This window comes from Hydrogenophaga sp. PAMC20947 (assembly GCF_004795855.1).
In the GTDB taxonomy this organism is placed as follows: Bacteria; Pseudomonadota; Gammaproteobacteria; order Burkholderiales; family Burkholderiaceae_C; genus Hydrogenophaga.
In genome coordinates this window covers 4,564,250-4,580,966 of sequence record NZ_CP039252.1, presented here as the reverse complement: position 1 = coordinate 4,580,966, position 16,717 = coordinate 4,564,250, and the positions used below count along the sequence as shown (strand labels likewise).

Below are 16,717 nucleotides of genomic sequence, written 5' to 3'. Positions count from 1 at the left end.
TCCTCTGCCGCGCAGGCGCCTAGCCAGCCAGCCAGGCGTCAGGCGTTCGCGTCCGCGGCCAGCTGGGCGTAGTGCCCAATCAAGGCCAGCAACTCGTCTTCCGAGTAAGGCTTGCCCAGGTAGTGATCCACACCCAATTCCCTGGCGTGTTCGCGGTGTTTCTCGGCAATGCGCGAAGTGATCATGATCACAGGCAAGCTGGCCAGGCGCGGATCAGCCCGCAGGTTGCGCACCAAGTCGAAGCCGTCCATGCGCGGCATTTCAATGTCGGACAACACCACGGTCGGAAGCTCTTGCTGCAAACGCTCCAGGGCCTGCAGACCATCGGCTGCGAGCGTCACGCGGTAACCCTCGCGTTGCAGCAGGCGCTGCGTCACGCGACGCACCGTGATCGAGTCGTCGACCACGAGAACCATCGGCACCGCGCTGGGCATGGACTCGACGGCCGGATACGCAGGCGAACCAGCGGCCATTCCAATCTGTGCGATCGCATTGACCTGCTCATCTCGCCAACTTTGGACACGGGCACCGTACACCGTTGCCAGCGCCACCGGGTTGTAGATCAACGCCACGGCGCCCGAAGCCAGCACAGACATCCCTGCCAGGCCAGGCAATCGAGACAGCTGCGGACCCAGGTTCTTGACCACCACTTCCTGGTTGCCCAGCACTTCGTCGACGTGCATGGCCACACGCTGTGCCGCGCTTCGGAAAATCACCACGGGCAAGGTGCGGCCTTGCGGCTCTGTCGTGCGGGCCGACAGCTGCAACAACGCCCCCGCCCAATAGAAAGGAACCTCTTCGTCCCCGACCGTGAGGGTATTCTTGGCGTAGGCTTGCGCCAGATCGTTGGCACTCACACGGCGGACCAGCTCCACCAGCGTCGAGGGCACCCCGAGAGTCAACCCGCCGGCTCGCACCATCACCACCTGCGTAACGGCGGTCGTCAGCGGCAACACCAGCTTGAATTCTGTGCCCTGGCCGGGCTGGGTTGACGTCTCAATGCGTCCACCCAGTGCGACCACGTCGTTTCGAACCACGTCCATGCCCACGCCACGACCGGCCAAAGATGTCACCTCGGCTGCGGTGCTCAGCCCTGGTGTAAACACCAACTGGGCGGCTTCGGCATCGCTGAGCACTGCGCCGCTGGGCACCAAGCCTTGTGCCTGCGCTTTTTCGCGCAGGCGGACCAGATTCAAACCAGCACCATCGTCCTGGAACACCACGGACACATCGTTGAGTTCCTGCGCCAGCCGAATGTCGATCGCACCTTCGGCCGACTTGCCAGCGGCCAGACGGTCCTCGGGCGACTCAATGCCATGCACCACGCTGTTGCGCAACAGGTGTTCGAAGGCTGCGGTCATCCGGTCCAGCACACCCCGGTCCATTTCAATATGGCCACCGCTGATGTCCAGACGAACCTGTTTGCCGGTTTCCTTGGAAGCCTGCCGCACCACACGGTACAGGCGCTCGGAAATACCCTCAAACTCCACCATGCGGGTGCGGAGCAGATCGCGCTGCAACTCCCGCGTCTGGCGCGCCTGGGCGACCAGACCATCTTCGGTCACTTCCACCGCACGCTGCAGGTTGCGCTGCACCGTGGCCACGTCGTTCACCGACTCCGCCATCATGCGGGTCAGTTCCTGAACACGCGTGAAGCGGTCAAATTCGAGCGGGTCAAACGAAAGCTCAGAGTCCCGGGCCTGCGCCAAGCGGGATTGCATCTGGGTTTCAGCCTGCAGTTCCAGATCACGCAACTGCTGGCGCAAACGATCCAGGTTACCGGTGAGGTCTTTGAGTGAACCTCGTACCGTGACCATTTCCGATTCCATCCGCGAACGCGTCGTGATCACCTCACCAGCCTGGTTGACCAGGCGATCGAGCAGCTCTGGACGCACGCGCACCGCAGCACCCGCCCGCGCCAGCGCAGCTTTGGGAGCCTGTGGCAATGACAGCCCAGTCAGCCCAGGCCCAGCCTGCACCACAGATGGCGTTTCCGATACCTCTGGGTCCGGCACAAACGCCGCACCATCCAGCATTGCACGTTCAGGCGCCACCGACACCACATGGGTGGGCAGGTCTGGCACCGCCACGGGCTCCAGCCCCTGCGCCTCGGGATCCATGCGCCGCAGCAATTCGAAGCGTGCAACCAAGGCATCAAAAGCCGTCAGCAGTGGCTCAACGTCTGTACTGCTTTGAACATCGGATCCCAGACGCTCAGCGTCTGTTTCCATGCGGTGCGCCATTTCGCCCAAGCGCAAGGCGCCGGCCAACCGGGCACTGCCTTTGAGTGTGTGCAAATTGCGCAGCACTTCGGAGCGCGCACTGGCGTTGTCCGGGCGAGCGACCCATTGGCGCAGAGCAGCACCCAGTTTGGGCAAAAGCTCCAGCGCCTCTTCGGCAAAGATGGGGAAGAGATCCACATCGATGGTGTCCATCACATCGATGTCGTCATCGATATCCTGCACTGGCCCAGACACTTCTGGCTCTGAGGGCAATGGCGCGAACTCGGTGGGCGCATCGACATAGCTCGATCGATTGAAATCGGGCGGCGCAAACGCAGAGGGCACGGCGTCGTCTACCCGGTCAATCACCGGGTCTTGAGCAGAAGCGCCCTCTGCGTCCCATTGGGACAGCAGCTCAATGTCGAGGTCCGAACCACTGCCTGCGGGCAACTCGTGCAACAGATGATCCAGAGCCTCCAGCAACTCGGGCTGAGGCTCCTTGTAGAAGCCGGCCGCAAACTGGTGCAACAACCGGCGAATGTCTTCGGCCGAGTCAACAAACAACTGCGCCTGCGGACGGGTGGCGACAGTGCCGTCGGTTTGATGCAAAGCCACGGCACCCAAAGCGTGCTCCAGGGCCCGGGAAATCCCAGAAAGGGGCTGAAAACCCACCGTGGCAGAACTGCCCGCCAGCGAGTGGGCCAGGCCCTCGGCCTGATCGGGCAAGGGTTCGTGGTGTTCCAGCAGCCATTCGCCCAACAGGTTCACCAATCGGCGCGACCATTCGTCTGCCTCATTGAGGTACACGTTGTAGAGTTTGATTCCAATGCGCAAGGGGCCAATCTGGCGCGTTTGGTCGTCTGGGACTTCCTCTGAAGCTGCCGCAGCGGCTTCCACCAGCGGCATTCCAGTCTGCGGGGCTGCTGATTCGGTCGACACCTCGGTGGTTTCGGGCTCCGCTTTTGGTTCGTGTTTTCCCTCGGCGTCGAGCGGTGGCAGGTCGTCCAGGTCCAGTGAAATGGCGTCAAACATGGACGGCAAGACATCGGTCGCAGGGGACAATTCGTTTGTAGCGACGTCGGCTTGCCCCGATGCGTCGAGCGCCGGCAGTTCGTCCTCTGAGTCAACGGTGATCGACGAATTCGACGGCTCATCCGCAGCCGCATCTGATGGTGAAGAAAAATCCAGGTCTTCCAGCAAGGCTTCCAGATCGGCGCCTTCCTCAAGCGGGTTGCCGTCTTGCGGACGAACCTCCTCAAGATTCGAGGTTGCGGTTTCGGCAAACTCCCGCTCCCAGGGCTCGCCCTCTGGCAGCTCCTGGGGCTCTTCGACCGGCACCATCGAGGTCCCGTCGGACCCTTCTGAAACATCCAGACCGAGCCCATCCAGCGGTTCATCGACCTCAATGGTGATCTCGGGTGGCGAGACCAGCTCGATTTCGTCTTCGGTGTCCGTCGACAAGGACTCTGAAGCACTGAGGGTTTCATCGCCCTGGGCGGACGCATCTGCGTCAGGCCGATTCGAAGCATCGGCATCCATTGCGCCATCGGCTTCCCCGCCCGCCGCGCCGTCAACCAGGCTGCCTGCCTCTGGTGCGCCTGTCGCAGGCATGGCTGCGATTTCGGCGTCGGCGTCTGTCTCGCCTTGCAACGAAGGCAAGTCCAGAGGCTGATAGACGCCCGACTCACGCCAGGCTTCCGCGGCTTGAACAAAGGGCTTGGCGCGCCATTGAGCATCCACACCTTGGTCTATGTCGTCGGCCCAACGGCCAAACGCCATCAAGCTTTCCTGAGCCAAAGTCAGCAAAGCGCCCTCGGCCGGAATTTGCTCCGCCAAGACGCCGTTGAAGAGCTGCTCGAGTGCCCAGGCCCCCTCACCAAACTCGGTGAGTCCGACCATGCGGGAACTGCCTTTGAGGGTGTGGAATGCGCGCCGCAAAGTGGTGAGCTGCTCCAGGTCACTTGCATCGCCTCTGAGCAAGCCCACCGCCTCCAGGCCGACGGTCACGACTTCTCGCGCTTCCTCCAGGAAGATGTCTTGCAGATCATCCTCATCGTCTCCCCCATCCACCGACACGGAAGTTGAGAGTTCTTCAGCGTGTGAGCCCGTTGTTTCTGACAAACCCACCAGCGCATGAGCGCCACTCTCGGCATCGTTGCTCATCACAGCCTGGGCAGCGTCGCGGGCGGCCTTGGCCACGCCGGTCTGCTCGGCCAACGCAGCCTTGTCTGCCAGGCTACCCAGCTGATCGCTCAGGTTGGCCAGGTCCACAGGACCCTGGGCATCGGCCACGACCTGTTGTACGCCCGCACTGATGACACGTGCTTCTTCGGTCAAGGTGGGCGGCATGATGTGGGCGGTACGCCCCATCAATGGACGCAACTCACCAGACGCTTCGTCAAATACAAACAGCTTCTTGGCCAGCGCTGGCTGGTAGTTCAGCATGTCAATCAGGAAGCTCAACGCACTCAGGTTATTGCCCAAAGCCTGGAAAGTCCCGGCCTCGCGGGCCTTGGCCTCATCAACTTCGGTATCGAGAATTTCGTCTACGGTCTGACGCATTCGATTGACCGTCTGCACCGCCTGATCCAGGCCCAGAACCGACAGTACGCCGCGCATCTGGCTCAACTGGGCGGCGGCCACATGCAGGCAACCCTTTTCTTGAGGCATGCGGAAAAACTGATCCAGCGACTTCTCAGCCTCGCCCATGGAGATCTTGAGCTCACCGACCACGCTGCCCATGGTCTGGCGATCGCTAACCCGGCGATACAACTGCTCCATCCAGGGGTCCAGGGGTTCGGCCTGGGCACCCTGGATCACGCCGTCCAACCGTTTGGCCAAAGCCTGCGTTCGCTGCACGAACCCAGGGTCATTCGGATCGAAATCTTCGAACGCCGCTTCCAGATACAGCGTGGTCGTGGCCACTTCCATGGCCAACTCAGGACGCACCATGGTGCTGCTGCGCTCTCGCGTCGCCTGCTCCACAGCCTTCACCAGGGCTTGGGCCAGCGCCGTGCTGGTGGGGTGCAATTTGATCAGGGAGTCAGCGATCAGGCCAAACTGATCCATCACCTGGCGAATGCGGTTGACGTCCCCTCCGGTGAACAGCGACCAGGACTCCTTGGCCGAGCCTATGCGCTTGCGCGCCTGGGCCAAAACCGAAGGATCGAACCGGCCCAGTGTCACCACCGAGTAATTCAGCGGCCGCATCTGGCTCAACCCAAACGCCTCACGCACCGCAGTGAGCAAAGGTGCTGGTGCGGGACGCTCCATCGAGGCCTGAGCGCAGAAAAACAAAAGGTCTCGCAGCAGGGTCTCGGACACCTCAGCGTTGCCCTTCGCCTTGGCCACACCCGCAAACTGCAACAAAACGCGCGACGCGGCACGCTTCACATAGACATCGTTGGGCAGACGTTGCTGGTTGACGGCCTCAAAGAAACCCGCTGCCACACGCCAGAACGTGCGCACCCGTGGCTGCTCTGCACCTGCCGACAAGCCCCCGCACAGTCGGGCCAGCTGTTGCGATGCCGTCGGGCTCTCGGTCTTGGCCAACAACAACACCAGCTTGTCGAACATGGCCCGCAGACCAGGCTCGGGATGCATCGGCTTGGCAACCTCAGGGGCAGCCATTTCCTGGCGGTTGTTTTCAAAAGTCCAGAGATCGGCAGGATGCACGCGCTCGGCGCCTGCCAGGGTCTGCACATCACGGTACTGCGGGAACAACGCCAAGGGTTGCACCAGCTTGTTGTTGAGCACCGCCTGAAGGTATTCGATCAGCGCAAAGCCCGCGCGTTCCACCGTCAGTGCCGCCTCGTCGGTGCAAGTCTGGGGTCGCTGAACAAACCGCTGAACCGCAGCCTCCATACCTCGCAAGACCTGTGCAGGGGCGGACAAGCCCACCATCTCCAGAGCGCCCACGGCTTGGTGCAGTTGCTGGCGGGCCATCCGCAAGGAGGCAGGGTCGGCGCCCTCAAGGTCGTTTTGACGCGACTGCTCCGACTCCCGGACAAAACGCTTGACAGCCTTATTGGCCGCCTCAAGCGACTTGCGCAGTTCATCAAAGACCCATGCGAGCGGACCCAGATCGGCCAGCGGAGTGTCCGCAGGCGACCGGTCGTTGGTGGAATCGAGCATGTCTGTGGAAATTTGAGGGCCGGACCGGGGTCAGGCGATCTTGAAACGCGACACCGATTGGCGCAGCTCTTCGGCCATGGCAGAGAGTTCACGCACCTGCTGCGCGGTCGAACGGGTACCTTCACCCGTTTGTTCGGTCACGGCAAAAATGTGCTGGATGTTGCCAGCCACTTCGTTGGCCGAATCGGCTTCGCGGGAAGCAGCATCGGAAATCTGTTCAATCAGGTCGGCCAATCGGCGCGACACCTGGTCAATCTCGGACAGCGCAGTACCCGCGTTGTCAGACAGCCGGGCCCCCTCGACCACACCTTGTGTAGAGCGCTCCATGGCGCCAACTGCATCTTGCGTGTCGGTCTGAATGGTTTTCACCAGAGCGGCAATCTGACGCGTGGCGTCGGCAGACCGCTCGGCCAGCCGCTGCACTTCTTCTGCCACCACCGAGAAACCACGGCCGGCTTCACCAGCAGAGGCGGCCTGAATGGCAGCATTCAAAGCCAGCACGTTGGTTTGTTCCGTAATGTCAGAAATCAGCTCGGTGATTTCACCAATCTCTTGCGAGGACTCACCCAGTCGCTTGATCCGCTTGGATGTTTCCTGGATCTGGTCCCGGATGGTATTCATACCGCCGATGGCGTTCTGCACCGCCTGCAAACCCGACTCTGCAGCTTGCAGCGACACACGGGCCACCGAAGCGGACTCTTGCGCCTGGCCCGACACCTGGTTGATGCGCTTCGCCATGTCCACCACCGACTGACCGGTTTCGCGAATCTCGCGCAACTGTTCGTTGGAAGCGGCCAGCAGCTCGGTTGAGGTGCTTTCCACCGCCGAGGTGGTTTGCGCCACTCGGGTGGCCGTGGCCTGCACGTTACTCACCAGCGATCGCAGCTCTTCCACCGTGTAGTTCACCGAGTCGGCGATGGCGCCCGTGATGTCTTCGGTCACCGTGGCTTCTTGTGTCAAGTCGCCTTCAGCCACCGTCTGCAATTCGTTCATCAGGCGCAAAATGGCTGCCTGGTTGGCGTCATTCACCCGTTTGGCATCCTGCTCCAGGGACACAGCCGCGTGGCGCTGCCCTTCAGCTTCCATCTGGCGCTGGCGGCTTTCCTGCAGCTGCACATAGGCCAGACCAGCACCACTGAGCAGCGCCAACAAAGCCGAGCCGAGCAGAGCGATCAGCTCCACGCCCCCCAGACCCGATCGCGAAGACAGACTCGCCTGCAATTTTTGCAAGCCCAAACGCAGCGGCTCGCTGCCCGTTACGATGGCCGCCTGGGCCTCGCGCGCTGAAGCCAGACCTTGCAGGTTGCCCAGAATGGCACCCGCTTCCGTGCGGGTCTTTTCATAGAGGGCCTGAAGGGCTTCCAGACGCTCCCGAATCTGCGGATCGTTGGAGGCGCGCAAACGCAGTTCTTCGCTGCCTTTGAGCAGACCATCCGAAATTTCCTTGAAGGTGTTCAAATCCTTGCCCAGCAAGAACACGGCCTCCGGACTCACCCCTTCCAGGGTCAAGAATTCGTTGGCAGATTTACCGATACGCTGGGTCAACATCACGAGCTGACCGGATGCTGAAATCTCGGTCGATGGCGCATTGGCTTCGAGCTTCAGCGAAGAAATGGTCTCTGCGATTTCCAGCAAATCCGACGACTGGCGGTTGATCAAGCGCAGCGAATCACCCACCTGGGTCAGGATTTTTTCCTGGTTCAACACCACTTCAGCGTTCTTTGTGGCCGATTCCACGCCTGGCTTGAGCTCATCGAGCTGCCCCTGATAGGCCGTCCCCAATGCCTCCACCGACATGCTGTCGCTGCCTTCCGTAAAGGCTTTGAGGCTGCTGCCGAGCACCTCGGAACTGTCACGGACTTCAGCGAAAGCCGAAGGTGTTCCCACCAAGGCCTGCGACACGCTTTTGGCAAGTCGTTGCGACTGCATCAGCGCCTGACCACTGGCCGCCACCTGCTGACTCAGTTTTTCGGTCTGACTCAACACATAGAACACGGAACCGGCCAGCACCACCAGGAACACGGCCAGCAACATGGTCAAGGTTCGACGATGCTCTTCGGGCGGCTTGGTCCCCAACAAAGGGACAGTGACCTGATCGGTCGAAGACGCCATGGGCTCGGGCACATCGTCCGCAGCCATGCGGCTGTCCGGAAAGTCACCGTCGTCTTCTTTGGGCGCCAGCCGCTCCACGGCCATCTGCGCGAGCTCTTTGTCAGATACCTCGTCCAGACCGGGCTCACCTGCTCCCTGCTTTCCAAACACTCCCTGGAACCGATCAAGCATGGCCATGAAAAACCTTCCTACTGATTAACAAGTACGGGGACGCATGAAGCACCCCTCTACGCATAATGGAACGACGAAGCGGACAACCTGGCGAGCGCCCGGTCATGCAGCGATGGCGAGAAATTCGGGACTGGTCGACAACAGTTGCAAATCCAGCTCGTGCCAGGCAACACCTTGGTGATCAATCAATGTCCGAGGGGAAAACTTTGATGCTTCCGGGATCGCTTCACCCAGCGCCGCAAACATGGCGGGATTGCGCAGGCCGAGCAATCGATCGACCCACAACACGGCATTGACCCCCAGCGCGGTATGCAGACTGACCAGACGTGATTCCGAACTGACGCGGTCGGCAGACGACGAACCGCGCCCGCTCTCCGCATCGGACCGCAAACCCGGAAAGCGAAACAAATCAATCACGCCGTGAAGGCCTCCCCGCAAGCTGACCACGCCCGCGTACCACTCCTGGGTATAGGGGACGATCTGCAGCGAGGTCCAGGGGAAAATCTCACCTGACTGCACCAGCGGCAGCAGGTACCGGCTTCGATCGACTTCGACCGCCAGCCACGAAGCGGAAATCGCCTGAGTTTTGGCTTCACTCAGCCGTTTGGCGAGGCGCTCCTGAAGATCTTTGAGTGACTGACGCTTGTTGGACATAGGCTCGTATGGAATCAGGACGACAGCGGGACGCTGCGCCTTCAGCCCAGGGCCCGAATTTTGGACAACAGCTCTTCGGCATTCACGGGCTTGGTGACGTAGTCACGAGCCCCTTGGCGCATGCCCCAGACCCGATCGGTCTCCTGATTTTTGCTGGTGCACATGATGATGGGAATAGCAGAGAACTGGGGATCCCGGGCAATGGCCCGAGTCAGCTGAAAGCCATTCTGACCGGGCATCACCACGTCCATCAAAATGAGTTCCGGCTTTTCTTCGCCCAACCGACGAAAGGCCTCCTCGGCATTCTCGGCGGTACGCACGCTGTAGCCATTTTTTCCCAAAAGCTCGGACAGGACCATGAGCTCGGTCTTGGAATCATCGACCACGAGAACTTTGTGTATAGGCATCAGGCTACTCCGGACGGTTGTGATCCAAACTGCTGCACGGCTTGCAAGAGCTGGTCTTTGGTGAATGGCTTGGTGAGGTATTCCTGCGAACCCACCATGCGCCCCCGGGCCTTGTCAAAGACGCCGTCCTTGGAAGACAGCATGACCACAGGGATATCTGAAAAACGGACATTGCGCTTGATAATGGCACAGGTCTGGTACCCATCAAGACGCGGCATGAGGATGTCGCAAAAGACCAAGTCGGGCTGGTAGTCATTGATCTTGGCCAGAGCATCAAAACCATCCTCAGCGAGCAACACTTCGTGGCCGCCCTGTTTGAGAAAAATTTCAGCACTTCGGCGGATGGTGTTGCTGTCATCCACCACCAGAACTTTCAAGGCAGGTGTCGTGCTCACAATAGGAAGGCTCCAGAAAAGGTGTCAGGACAGCGCTCTTGAATGGCTACCTGGACTGAATGTCAATGTGAATGGCAAGCTGGGCGAGGCAAAGCCCGATCAGATTTGCACCATCTCGAAGTCTTCCTTGCGCGCGCCACACTCAGGGCAGGTCCAGTTCATCGGGACATCGGCCCACGCTGTTCCCGCCGCAAGGCCATGCTCCGGATCGCCGGTGGCTTCATCGTAAATCCAGCCACAAATCAGGCACATCCAAGTCTTCGAGTCGGTCATGGTTATAGAGGGCATTGTCTTAGAATGCAATCATTGTATCGAGCCAAGTCCTCTCTCTTGGCGGCCAACCCCACTGGTTTCCCCTTAGGGACACACTGCATGATTCGCACCGAGTATCACGGGGTTTGGAGACAATGGGCGACGGGGTCCGACGCCCGGTCGTCTAAAGGGCCGCTCCGGCGCCCCAAGCCGCACATGGCCTGCGCTAACATGACTGGCGAGGCGGAATGCCTGCACCGCTTTTCGCTGTGCATTGATCCCCGCCCCCCATGCCACCGCAAGCAATACGCCCATGCCCAACATCCCTGACGCAGCAGAAGACGCCATCAGCGAAACACCCGTCGCGGAGGGCTTGCCTTGCGTGATGACCTTCAACGCCAATGATCCCAGTGGAACAGGCGGGTTGGCGGCAGACCTGACCGCCATGTCCAGCGCTTCAGCGCATGTGCTGGCTGTGGTCACCGGTTGCTATGTGCGCGACACCACCGAGATCCACGACCACTTCGCTTTCGACGAAGAGGCGGTGACCGATCAGGCGCGCTGTGCGCTGGAGGACATGCCTGTGCAAGCCTTCAAAGTCGGCTTTGTGGGCAGCCCGGAAAACCTCAGTGCAATCGCCGCCATCACCACCGACTACGCGCAGATTCCGGTGATCACCTACATGCCCGATCTGTCGTGGTGGGATGAACTGGCCATCGACTCGTACCTGGATGCCTGCACCGAATTGCTGCTGCCCCAGACCACGGTCCTGGTGGGCAATCACAGCACGCTGTGCCGTTGGCTGTTGCCCGATTGGGACGGTGACCGGACCCCGGGTCCGCGTGACGTCGCACGCGCGGCTGCTGAGCACGGTGTGCCCTACACGCTGGTCACAGGATTCAATGCTGCGGATCAGTACCTGGAAAGCCATCTGGCCTCGCCTGAATCTGTGCTGGCAACGGCGCGGTACGAGCGGTTCGAAGCCACGTTCGGCGGCGCCGGCGACACGCTATCGGCAGCCCTGTGTGCCTTGATTGCAGGAGGATCTGATCTGCAGGCTGCCTGCGCCGAGGCCCTCACCTACCTGGACCAATGCCTGGACGCAGGCTTTCAACCCGGCATGGGGCACGCGATTCCCGACCGCCTGTTCTGGGCACACGAAGACGACGACGGTGCCGACGAGCCTGCTGGTGCCGGGACGCTGGATGCCAACGATTTCCCCCTGGACACCACCCGGCACTGAGCCCGCAAGCACAGGCCCATTGATGGACAGGAGCCGCTTGCCTGGCCCACCAGCGGCTGCTCCACACAGGCCCCTCCCTTTGCTCAATACCCCTTGTTGATTTGCATCCAAAGACAACCACCATGACCGACCGCAACCAAATCCTCTTCGACCGCGCCAAAGCCCTCATTCCCGGTGGCGTGAACTCACCGGTACGCGCCTTCAAAGCCGTGGGTGGTACGCCACGTTTTGTACAGCGCGCACAAGGCGCTTACTTCTGGGATGCGAACGGCCAGAAATACATCGACTACATCGGGTCCTGGGGCCCGATGATCCTGGGACACGGCCACCCGGCCGTGCTGGAAGCGGTGCAAAAAGCGGCTCTGGAGGGCTTCTCTTTCGGTGCCCCTACCGAGCGCGAGATCGAGCTGGCCGAAGAAATCATCAAGCTGGTGCCCAGCATTGACATGGTGCGCCTGGTCAGCTCCGGCACCGAAGCCGGCATGAGCGCCATCCGGCTGGCCCGCGGCGCCACCGGGCGCAAAAGGATCATCAAATTCGAAGGCTGCTACCACGGCCACGCCGATGCGCTGCTGGTGAAAGCCGGATCGGGTCTGGCCACCTTTGGCACGGCAACCAGCGCCGGCGTACCGCCAGAGGTGGTGCAACACACCATGGTTCTGGAATACAACAACGTGGAGCAGATCGAGGCTGCCTTCGCCGAGTATGGCCACGAGGTCGCCTGCCTGATCATCGAGCCCATTGCCGGCAACATGAACTTTGTGCGCTCCTCAGTGCCGTTCATGAAGCGCTGCCGCGAGCTCTGTACCGAACACGGTGCCCTGTTTGCCTTTGACGAAGTGATGACCGGTTTCCGCGTGGCCCTGGGCGGCGCACAAAGCGTTTATGCCCAGCTCATCCCAGGCTTTGAGCCCGACATGACCATCATGGGCAAGGTCATTGGTGGGGGCATGCCCTTGGCCGCATTTGGTGCCAAGCGCGCCGTGATGGAGCAGCTGGCCCCCCTGGGCACGGTGTACCAGGCAGGCACCCTGAGCGGCAACCCTGTGGCCACCGCATGCGGATTGGCGACGCTGAAAGAAATCCAGAAGCCGGGCTTCTTCGACAAACTCTCAGCGACCACACGCTCGCTGGTGGATGGCCTCACCGCCGCCGCGAAGGCCGAAGGCATCCCCTTCTGCGGCGACAGCCAAGGTGGCATGTTCGGGGTGTTCCTTTTCGACGAACTCCCTCAGAACTATGCCAAGGTGATGACCACCGACAGCACCCGCTTCAACAAGCTGTTCCACGGCCTGCTGGACCGCGGGGTGTACATCGCGCCGGCGTTGTATGAAGCGGGGTTCGTGAGTGCTGCACACACGGCACAGGACATCGCCGACACCGTCTCAGCCGCCAAAGAAGTCTTCAAAACCCTGTAAAAAAAGGCACCTCGCCCGGAGCGAGGTGCCTTCAGTTCGAGGGCGGCGCGGGGGGAGCCAGATTCAGTGCCTGAAGTGGCGAACGCCCGTGGTCACCATCACCACGCCGCGCTCATCAGCGGCGTCGATCACTTCCTGATCACGCATGGAGCCACCTGGCTGGATCACACAGCTTGCGCCCGCGTCCACCACCACATCGAGGCCGTCGCGGAAGGGGAAAAAGGCATCACTGGCCACAGCCGTGCCTTGGAGCGTGAGTTTGGCGTGTTCGGCCTTGATGCTGGCGATGCGGGCCGAATCGAGGCGGCTCATCTGGCCGGCGCCCACGCCCATGGTCATGCCGTCTTTGCAGAACACGATGGCGTTGGATTTCACGAACTTGGCGACCTTCCAAGCGAACATCAGGTCTTCAAGCTGTTGCTCGCTCGGCTGCAGCTTGCTCACCACCTTCAGGTCGGCGCGCGAGAGCACATGGTTGTCTGCACTTTGCATCAGCAAGCCCGAGCCAATGCGTTTGATGTCGGTGAGGTTCGAGCCTTGATCCCATGCGGTCGGACCACCCGGCGGCAGGGCGATTTCCAGCACACGCACATTGGCCTTGGCTTTGAAGATCGCCAGGGCTTCTTCGCTGTAGCCGGGCGCCATCAGCACTTCGACAAACTGCTTGCTCACCGCTTCGGCCGCGGCTTTGTCCACCGGACGGTTGAAGGCGATGATGCCGCCAAAGGCGCTGGTGGGGTCGGTCTGAAACGCCTTGCTGTAGCTCTCCAGCGCATCTTTGCCCACGGCCACGCCACAGGGGTTGGCGTGTTTGACGATCACGCAGGCCGGAGCATCGAAGCTTTTGACGCACTCCCAGGCGGCGTCGGCATCGGCGATGTTGTTGTAGCTGAGCTCTTTGCCCTGCAGCTGCTTCGCGGTCACCAGGGAGCCGGGCGCAGGAGACAGATCGCGGTAGAAGGCTGCGGTCTGGTGCGGGTTTTCGCCGTAGCGCAGGTCTTGCAGCTTGATGAAGCGACCATTGATCTGACCGGGGTAGTTGTGCTGCTTGGGCACACTCACGCCCTCTTCGAACTGGATGTTGGAGAGGTAGTCGCTGATGGCGCCGTCGTACTGACTGATGCGGTTGAACGCGGCCACCGACAACGCAAAGCGAGTCTTGTCGCTGAGTTTTCCGCTCGTTTTGAGCTCGTCGATCACGGCGGGGTACTGGGCCGCGTCGGTCAACACTGCGACGTCTTTCCAGTTTTTCGCTGCGCTGCGAACCATGGCGGGGCCACCGATGTCGATGTTTTCGATGGCATCTTCCAGCGTGCAGCCCGCTTTTGCGACGGTGGCCTCAAACGGGTAGAGGTTGACGATCAGGAGGTCGATGGTGTCGATGCCGTGGGTCTTCAGGGCCGCCATGTGTTCCGGTACATCGCGACGCGCCAGCAAACCCCCATGCACCTTGGGGTGCAAGGTTTTCACACGGCCATCAAGCATCTCAGGAAAATCCGTGACTTCGGCCACCTCGGTCACTGGCAGGCCTTTTTCAGCGAGCAGCTTGGCCGTACCACCGGTGGAAATCAAGGCCACGCCCAGACTGTGAAGGGTCTGGGCCAGTTCAACGATGCCGGTCTTGTCGGAGACGGAAATGAGTGCTCGCATGGGAATGGGTCTCGGAAGGGTTTGAAATTCGAAGTTGTTTGTGAGGCGCGCACAAGCGGCGCTCAGTCGATGAGCTTGTGCTCCAGCAATTTTTTACGCAACGTGTTGCGGTTCAGGCCCAGCCACTGGGCCGCACGCGACTGGTTGTTTTGCGACTGCTGCATCACCACTTCCAGCAAGGGCTTTTCCACGGCCTTGACCAGCATGTCGTGCAGGCCCGCCGGGTCGGTTCCATCCAGGTCGCGAAAATAGTCTTCCAGACTGCCGCGGACGCAGTCGTGCAGGTTGTGCTTGCTCATGTAAATGCCTTGTGGGCTTGGCTCGAACCGTTGGAGTGCACGCTGCGGCACACCTCAATGTTCATGCGGCCAGTCTCCAGGGTTCTTCTGTGGTCGGGTGTAAGGGGGTGGGGCTGTGGTGCCAACTGTCGAAGCTTTCGCTCACGCAGAGCAACTGTTCTTCAGCCGAAGTCAGGGTATTGATGCGGCTGCGAAACGCGTCGTACACCAGCGGCGACACCGGCAGCGAGCGGGCATACCAGCCCAGATGCTTGCGCGCGCTCCGCACGCCCGTGTACTCGCCATACAGTGCGTAATGATCGTGCAAGTGCTCCAGCAACCAGCCCTTGACTTCCAACAAACCGGGCGGCGGCAGGTGTTCGCCTGTGGCCAGAAAGTGGGCGATTTCGCGGAAAATCCAGGGGCGCCCCTGGGCGGCGCGGCCAATCATAATGGCGTCGGCGCCGGTGCGCGCAAGAACGTCTCGGGCCATCTCGGGCGATGTGATGTCGCCATTGGCCACCACGGGAATGTTCACCCGGCTCTTGATCAAGGCCACGGTCTCGTGCTCGGCGAAACCCTTGTAGCCCTGCTCGCGGGTGCGCCCGTGAACAGTCAACATTTGAATCCCCACGCTTTCAGCCGCCAGAGCCAGCGCGGGCGCGTTGCGCACCTCGGCACACCAGCCTGTGCGCATTTTGAGCGTAACGGGGACACCGTGTGGTTCGCAGGCTTTCACCACGGCTTCCACAATCTCGATCGCCAACGCCTCATCTTGCATCAGGGCCGAGCCCGCCCATTTGTTGCACACCTTCTTGGCGGGGCAACCCATGTTGATGTCAATGATCTGTGCGCCACGGTCCATGTTGTACCGGGCGGCGTCGGCCATCATCTGGGCATCTGTGCCGGCAATCTGCACGGCGATGGGGGAAGTTTCACCATCGTGGTTGGCTCGGCGCGAAGTCTTCAGGCTGTCTTGCAGGTCGGGCCGGGACGTCACCATCTCGCTCACAGCGTAGCCCGCGCCCAGCTCCTTGCAGAGCTTGCGAAACGGCCGATCTGTCACGCCGGCCATGGGCGCGACGAACAAGGCGTTGGACAGGGTATACGGACCCAATTGCATGAGCGTGTGAAAATCGGACGGCTTTGGGGTCGGCGCACTTTGCGCCACAGGGATGGGCATTGTATCTGCCTGTTTTTTCAGCAGGCGATATGCTGCCCTCCACATCGATCCCTTTTCCACACATGCCCGACTGGTTGACTTCCCTGCTGCACTGGCTGGCCATGCCCGAGGCGGGCCTGGGCACGCTGTTTGTGGTGTCCTTTATTTCCGCCACGCTGTTGCCCGTGGGCTCGGAGGCGGCGCTTTTTGGTTTGCTCAAACTCAATCCAGATCTGTTCTGGCCCGCCATCGCGGTGGCCACGGTGGGCAACACCGCTGGCGGCGCTTTTAGCTGGTTCATGGGCCTGGGCGCCCACCGCATGGTGGACAAAGCCCGGCACGGACAAACCACGGAGTTGAGGGCGCTGGCCTGGCTGCAGCGCTTCGGGCCCAAAGCCTGCCTGCTTTCGTGGCTGCCAATCATCGGTGACCCTTTGTGCGCAGTGGCCGGCTGGCTGAAGTTTCCTTTCTGGCCCTGCGTGGCCTACATGGCGGTGGGCAAATTGCTGCGCTACATCGTGCTCACCATCGCCCTGCTCCAGGTGTTCCCTGGGGGACTGCCTTTTTGAGGCTTCGGGCGCCAAGACCCCGATACTCAACCCTCCAGCGCTCACCCAAC

12 protein-coding genes are annotated in these 16,717 nt (G+C 61.2%); 3 read left to right on the top strand and 9 right to left on the bottom strand.

Annotated elements, in window-relative coordinates; genetic code table 11:
- Window positions 1-38 precede the first annotated feature (38 nt).
- The 6 genes from E5678_RS20865 to E5678_RS20840 form a co-directional block, all read right to left on the bottom strand.
- Window positions 39-6,356, bottom strand: a complete 6,318-nt coding sequence (locus E5678_RS20865; RefSeq protein ID WP_168708625.1) for an Hpt domain-containing protein — start codon at window positions 6,354-6,356, stop codon at window positions 39-41.
- Window positions 6,357-6,386: 30 nt separating this feature from the next.
- Window positions 6,387-8,495, bottom strand: a complete 2,109-nt coding sequence (locus tag E5678_RS20860) for a methyl-accepting chemotaxis protein (protein WP_247597058.1) — start codon at window positions 8,493-8,495, stop codon at window positions 6,387-6,389.
- Between the two features lie 246 nt (window positions 8,496-8,741).
- Entirely contained in the window at window positions 8,742-9,293 is a 552-nt protein-coding gene (locus tag E5678_RS20855) for a chemotaxis protein CheW (protein WP_136180304.1), read from the bottom strand.
- 41 nt (window positions 9,294-9,334) lie between these two features.
- On the bottom strand, window positions 9,335-9,700 hold the full coding sequence (locus tag E5678_RS20850; RefSeq protein WP_136180303.1) for a response regulator: 366 nt from the start codon (window positions 9,698-9,700) through the stop codon (window positions 9,335-9,337).
- The gene (locus E5678_RS20845; RefSeq protein WP_136180302.1) at window positions 9,700-10,098 is read right to left on the bottom strand and encodes a response regulator; all 399 of its coding nucleotides are present in this window, start codon (window positions 10,096-10,098) and stop codon (window positions 9,700-9,702) included. Before E5678_RS20845 ends, E5678_RS20850 begins: the two co-directional genes overlap by 1 nt.
- A gap of 96 nt (window positions 10,099-10,194) precedes the next feature.
- Complete coding sequence (locus E5678_RS20840; RefSeq protein ID WP_136180301.1) at window positions 10,195-10,368, bottom strand: rubredoxin; 174 nt, start codon at window positions 10,366-10,368, stop codon at window positions 10,195-10,197.
- 292 nt (window positions 10,369-10,660) lie between these two features.
- On the opposite strand from E5678_RS20840, the gene E5678_RS20835 reads away from it, so the two are divergent.
- Together E5678_RS20835 and hemL are read left to right on the top strand one after the other, a co-directional pair.
- Window positions 10,661-11,590 (top strand): bifunctional hydroxymethylpyrimidine kinase/phosphomethylpyrimidine kinase, encoded by a 930-nt coding sequence (locus tag E5678_RS20835; RefSeq protein ID WP_136180300.1) that lies wholly within the window; start codon window positions 10,661-10,663, stop codon window positions 11,588-11,590.
- A gap of 122 nt (window positions 11,591-11,712) precedes the next feature.
- Window positions 11,713-13,008 (top strand): glutamate-1-semialdehyde 2,1-aminomutase, encoded by a 1,296-nt coding sequence (gene hemL / locus E5678_RS20830; RefSeq protein WP_136180299.1) that lies wholly within the window; start codon window positions 11,713-11,715, stop codon window positions 13,006-13,008.
- Window positions 13,009-13,071: 63 nt separating this feature from the next.
- Here the strand turns inward: hemL and purH are convergent, their stop codons facing one another.
- The 3 genes from purH to dusB all read right to left on the bottom strand — a co-directional run bounded on the left by purH (window position 13,072) and on the right by dusB (window position 16,059).
- Window positions 13,072-14,664, bottom strand: coding sequence for a bifunctional phosphoribosylaminoimidazolecarboxamide formyltransferase/IMP cyclohydrolase (gene purH / locus E5678_RS20825; protein ID WP_210732082.1), 1,593 nt, complete (start codon window positions 14,662-14,664; stop codon window positions 13,072-13,074).
- 56 nt (window positions 14,665-14,720) lie between these two features.
- Entirely contained in the window at window positions 14,721-14,957 is a 237-nt protein-coding gene (locus E5678_RS20820; protein ID WP_136180297.1) for a helix-turn-helix domain-containing protein, read from the bottom strand.
- Window positions 14,958-15,018: 61 nt separating this feature from the next.
- A complete protein-coding gene (gene dusB, locus E5678_RS20815; RefSeq protein WP_136180296.1) occupies window positions 15,019-16,059 on the bottom strand; it encodes a tRNA dihydrouridine synthase DusB in 1,041 nt (346 codons plus the stop codon).
- Window positions 16,060-16,181: 122 nt separating this feature from the next.
- Here dusB and E5678_RS20810 point away from each other — a divergent pair, with 122 nt between their 5' ends.
- Window positions 16,182-16,667 carry a YqaA family protein gene (locus E5678_RS20810; protein WP_136180903.1) on the top strand — a complete coding sequence of 162 codons (486 nt, stop codon included), beginning with the start codon at window positions 16,182-16,184 and terminating at the stop codon, window positions 16,665-16,667.
- The last annotated feature ends 50 nt before the right edge of the window (window positions 16,668-16,717 follow it).

Excerpts from the sequence above, each read along its gene's own strand:
- E5678_RS20865 (WP_168708625.1), bottom strand. The coding sequence starts at position 6,356 with ATGCTCGATTCCACCAACGACCGGTCGCCTGCGGACACTCCGCTGGCC.
- E5678_RS20860 (WP_247597058.1), bottom strand. The coding sequence starts at position 8,495 with ATGGCTGCGGACGATGTGCCCGAGCCCATGGCGTCTTCGACCGATCAG.
- E5678_RS20855 (WP_136180304.1), bottom strand. The coding sequence starts at position 9,293 with ATGTCCAACAAGCGTCAGTCACTCAAAGATCTTCAGGAGCGCCTCGCC.
- E5678_RS20850 (WP_136180303.1), bottom strand. The coding sequence starts at position 9,700 with ATGCCTATACACAAAGTTCTCGTGGTCGATGATTCCAAGACCGAGCTC.
- E5678_RS20840 (WP_136180301.1), bottom strand. The coding sequence starts at position 10,368 with ATGACCGACTCGAAGACTTGGATGTGCCTGATTTGTGGCTGGATTTAC.
- E5678_RS20835 (WP_136180300.1), top strand. The coding sequence starts at position 10,661 with ATGCCCAACATCCCTGACGCAGCAGAAGACGCCATCAGCGAAACACCC.
- hemL (WP_136180299.1), top strand. The coding sequence starts at position 11,713 with ATGACCGACCGCAACCAAATCCTCTTCGACCGCGCCAAAGCCCTCATT.
- E5678_RS20820 (WP_136180297.1), bottom strand. The coding sequence starts at position 14,957 with ATGAGCAAGCACAACCTGCACGACTGCGTCCGCGGCAGTCTGGAAGAC.
- dusB (WP_136180296.1), bottom strand. The coding sequence starts at position 16,059 with ATGCAATTGGGTCCGTATACCCTGTCCAACGCCTTGTTCGTCGCGCCC.
- E5678_RS20810 (WP_136180903.1), top strand. The coding sequence starts at position 16,182 with ATGCCCGACTGGTTGACTTCCCTGCTGCACTGGCTGGCCATGCCCGAG.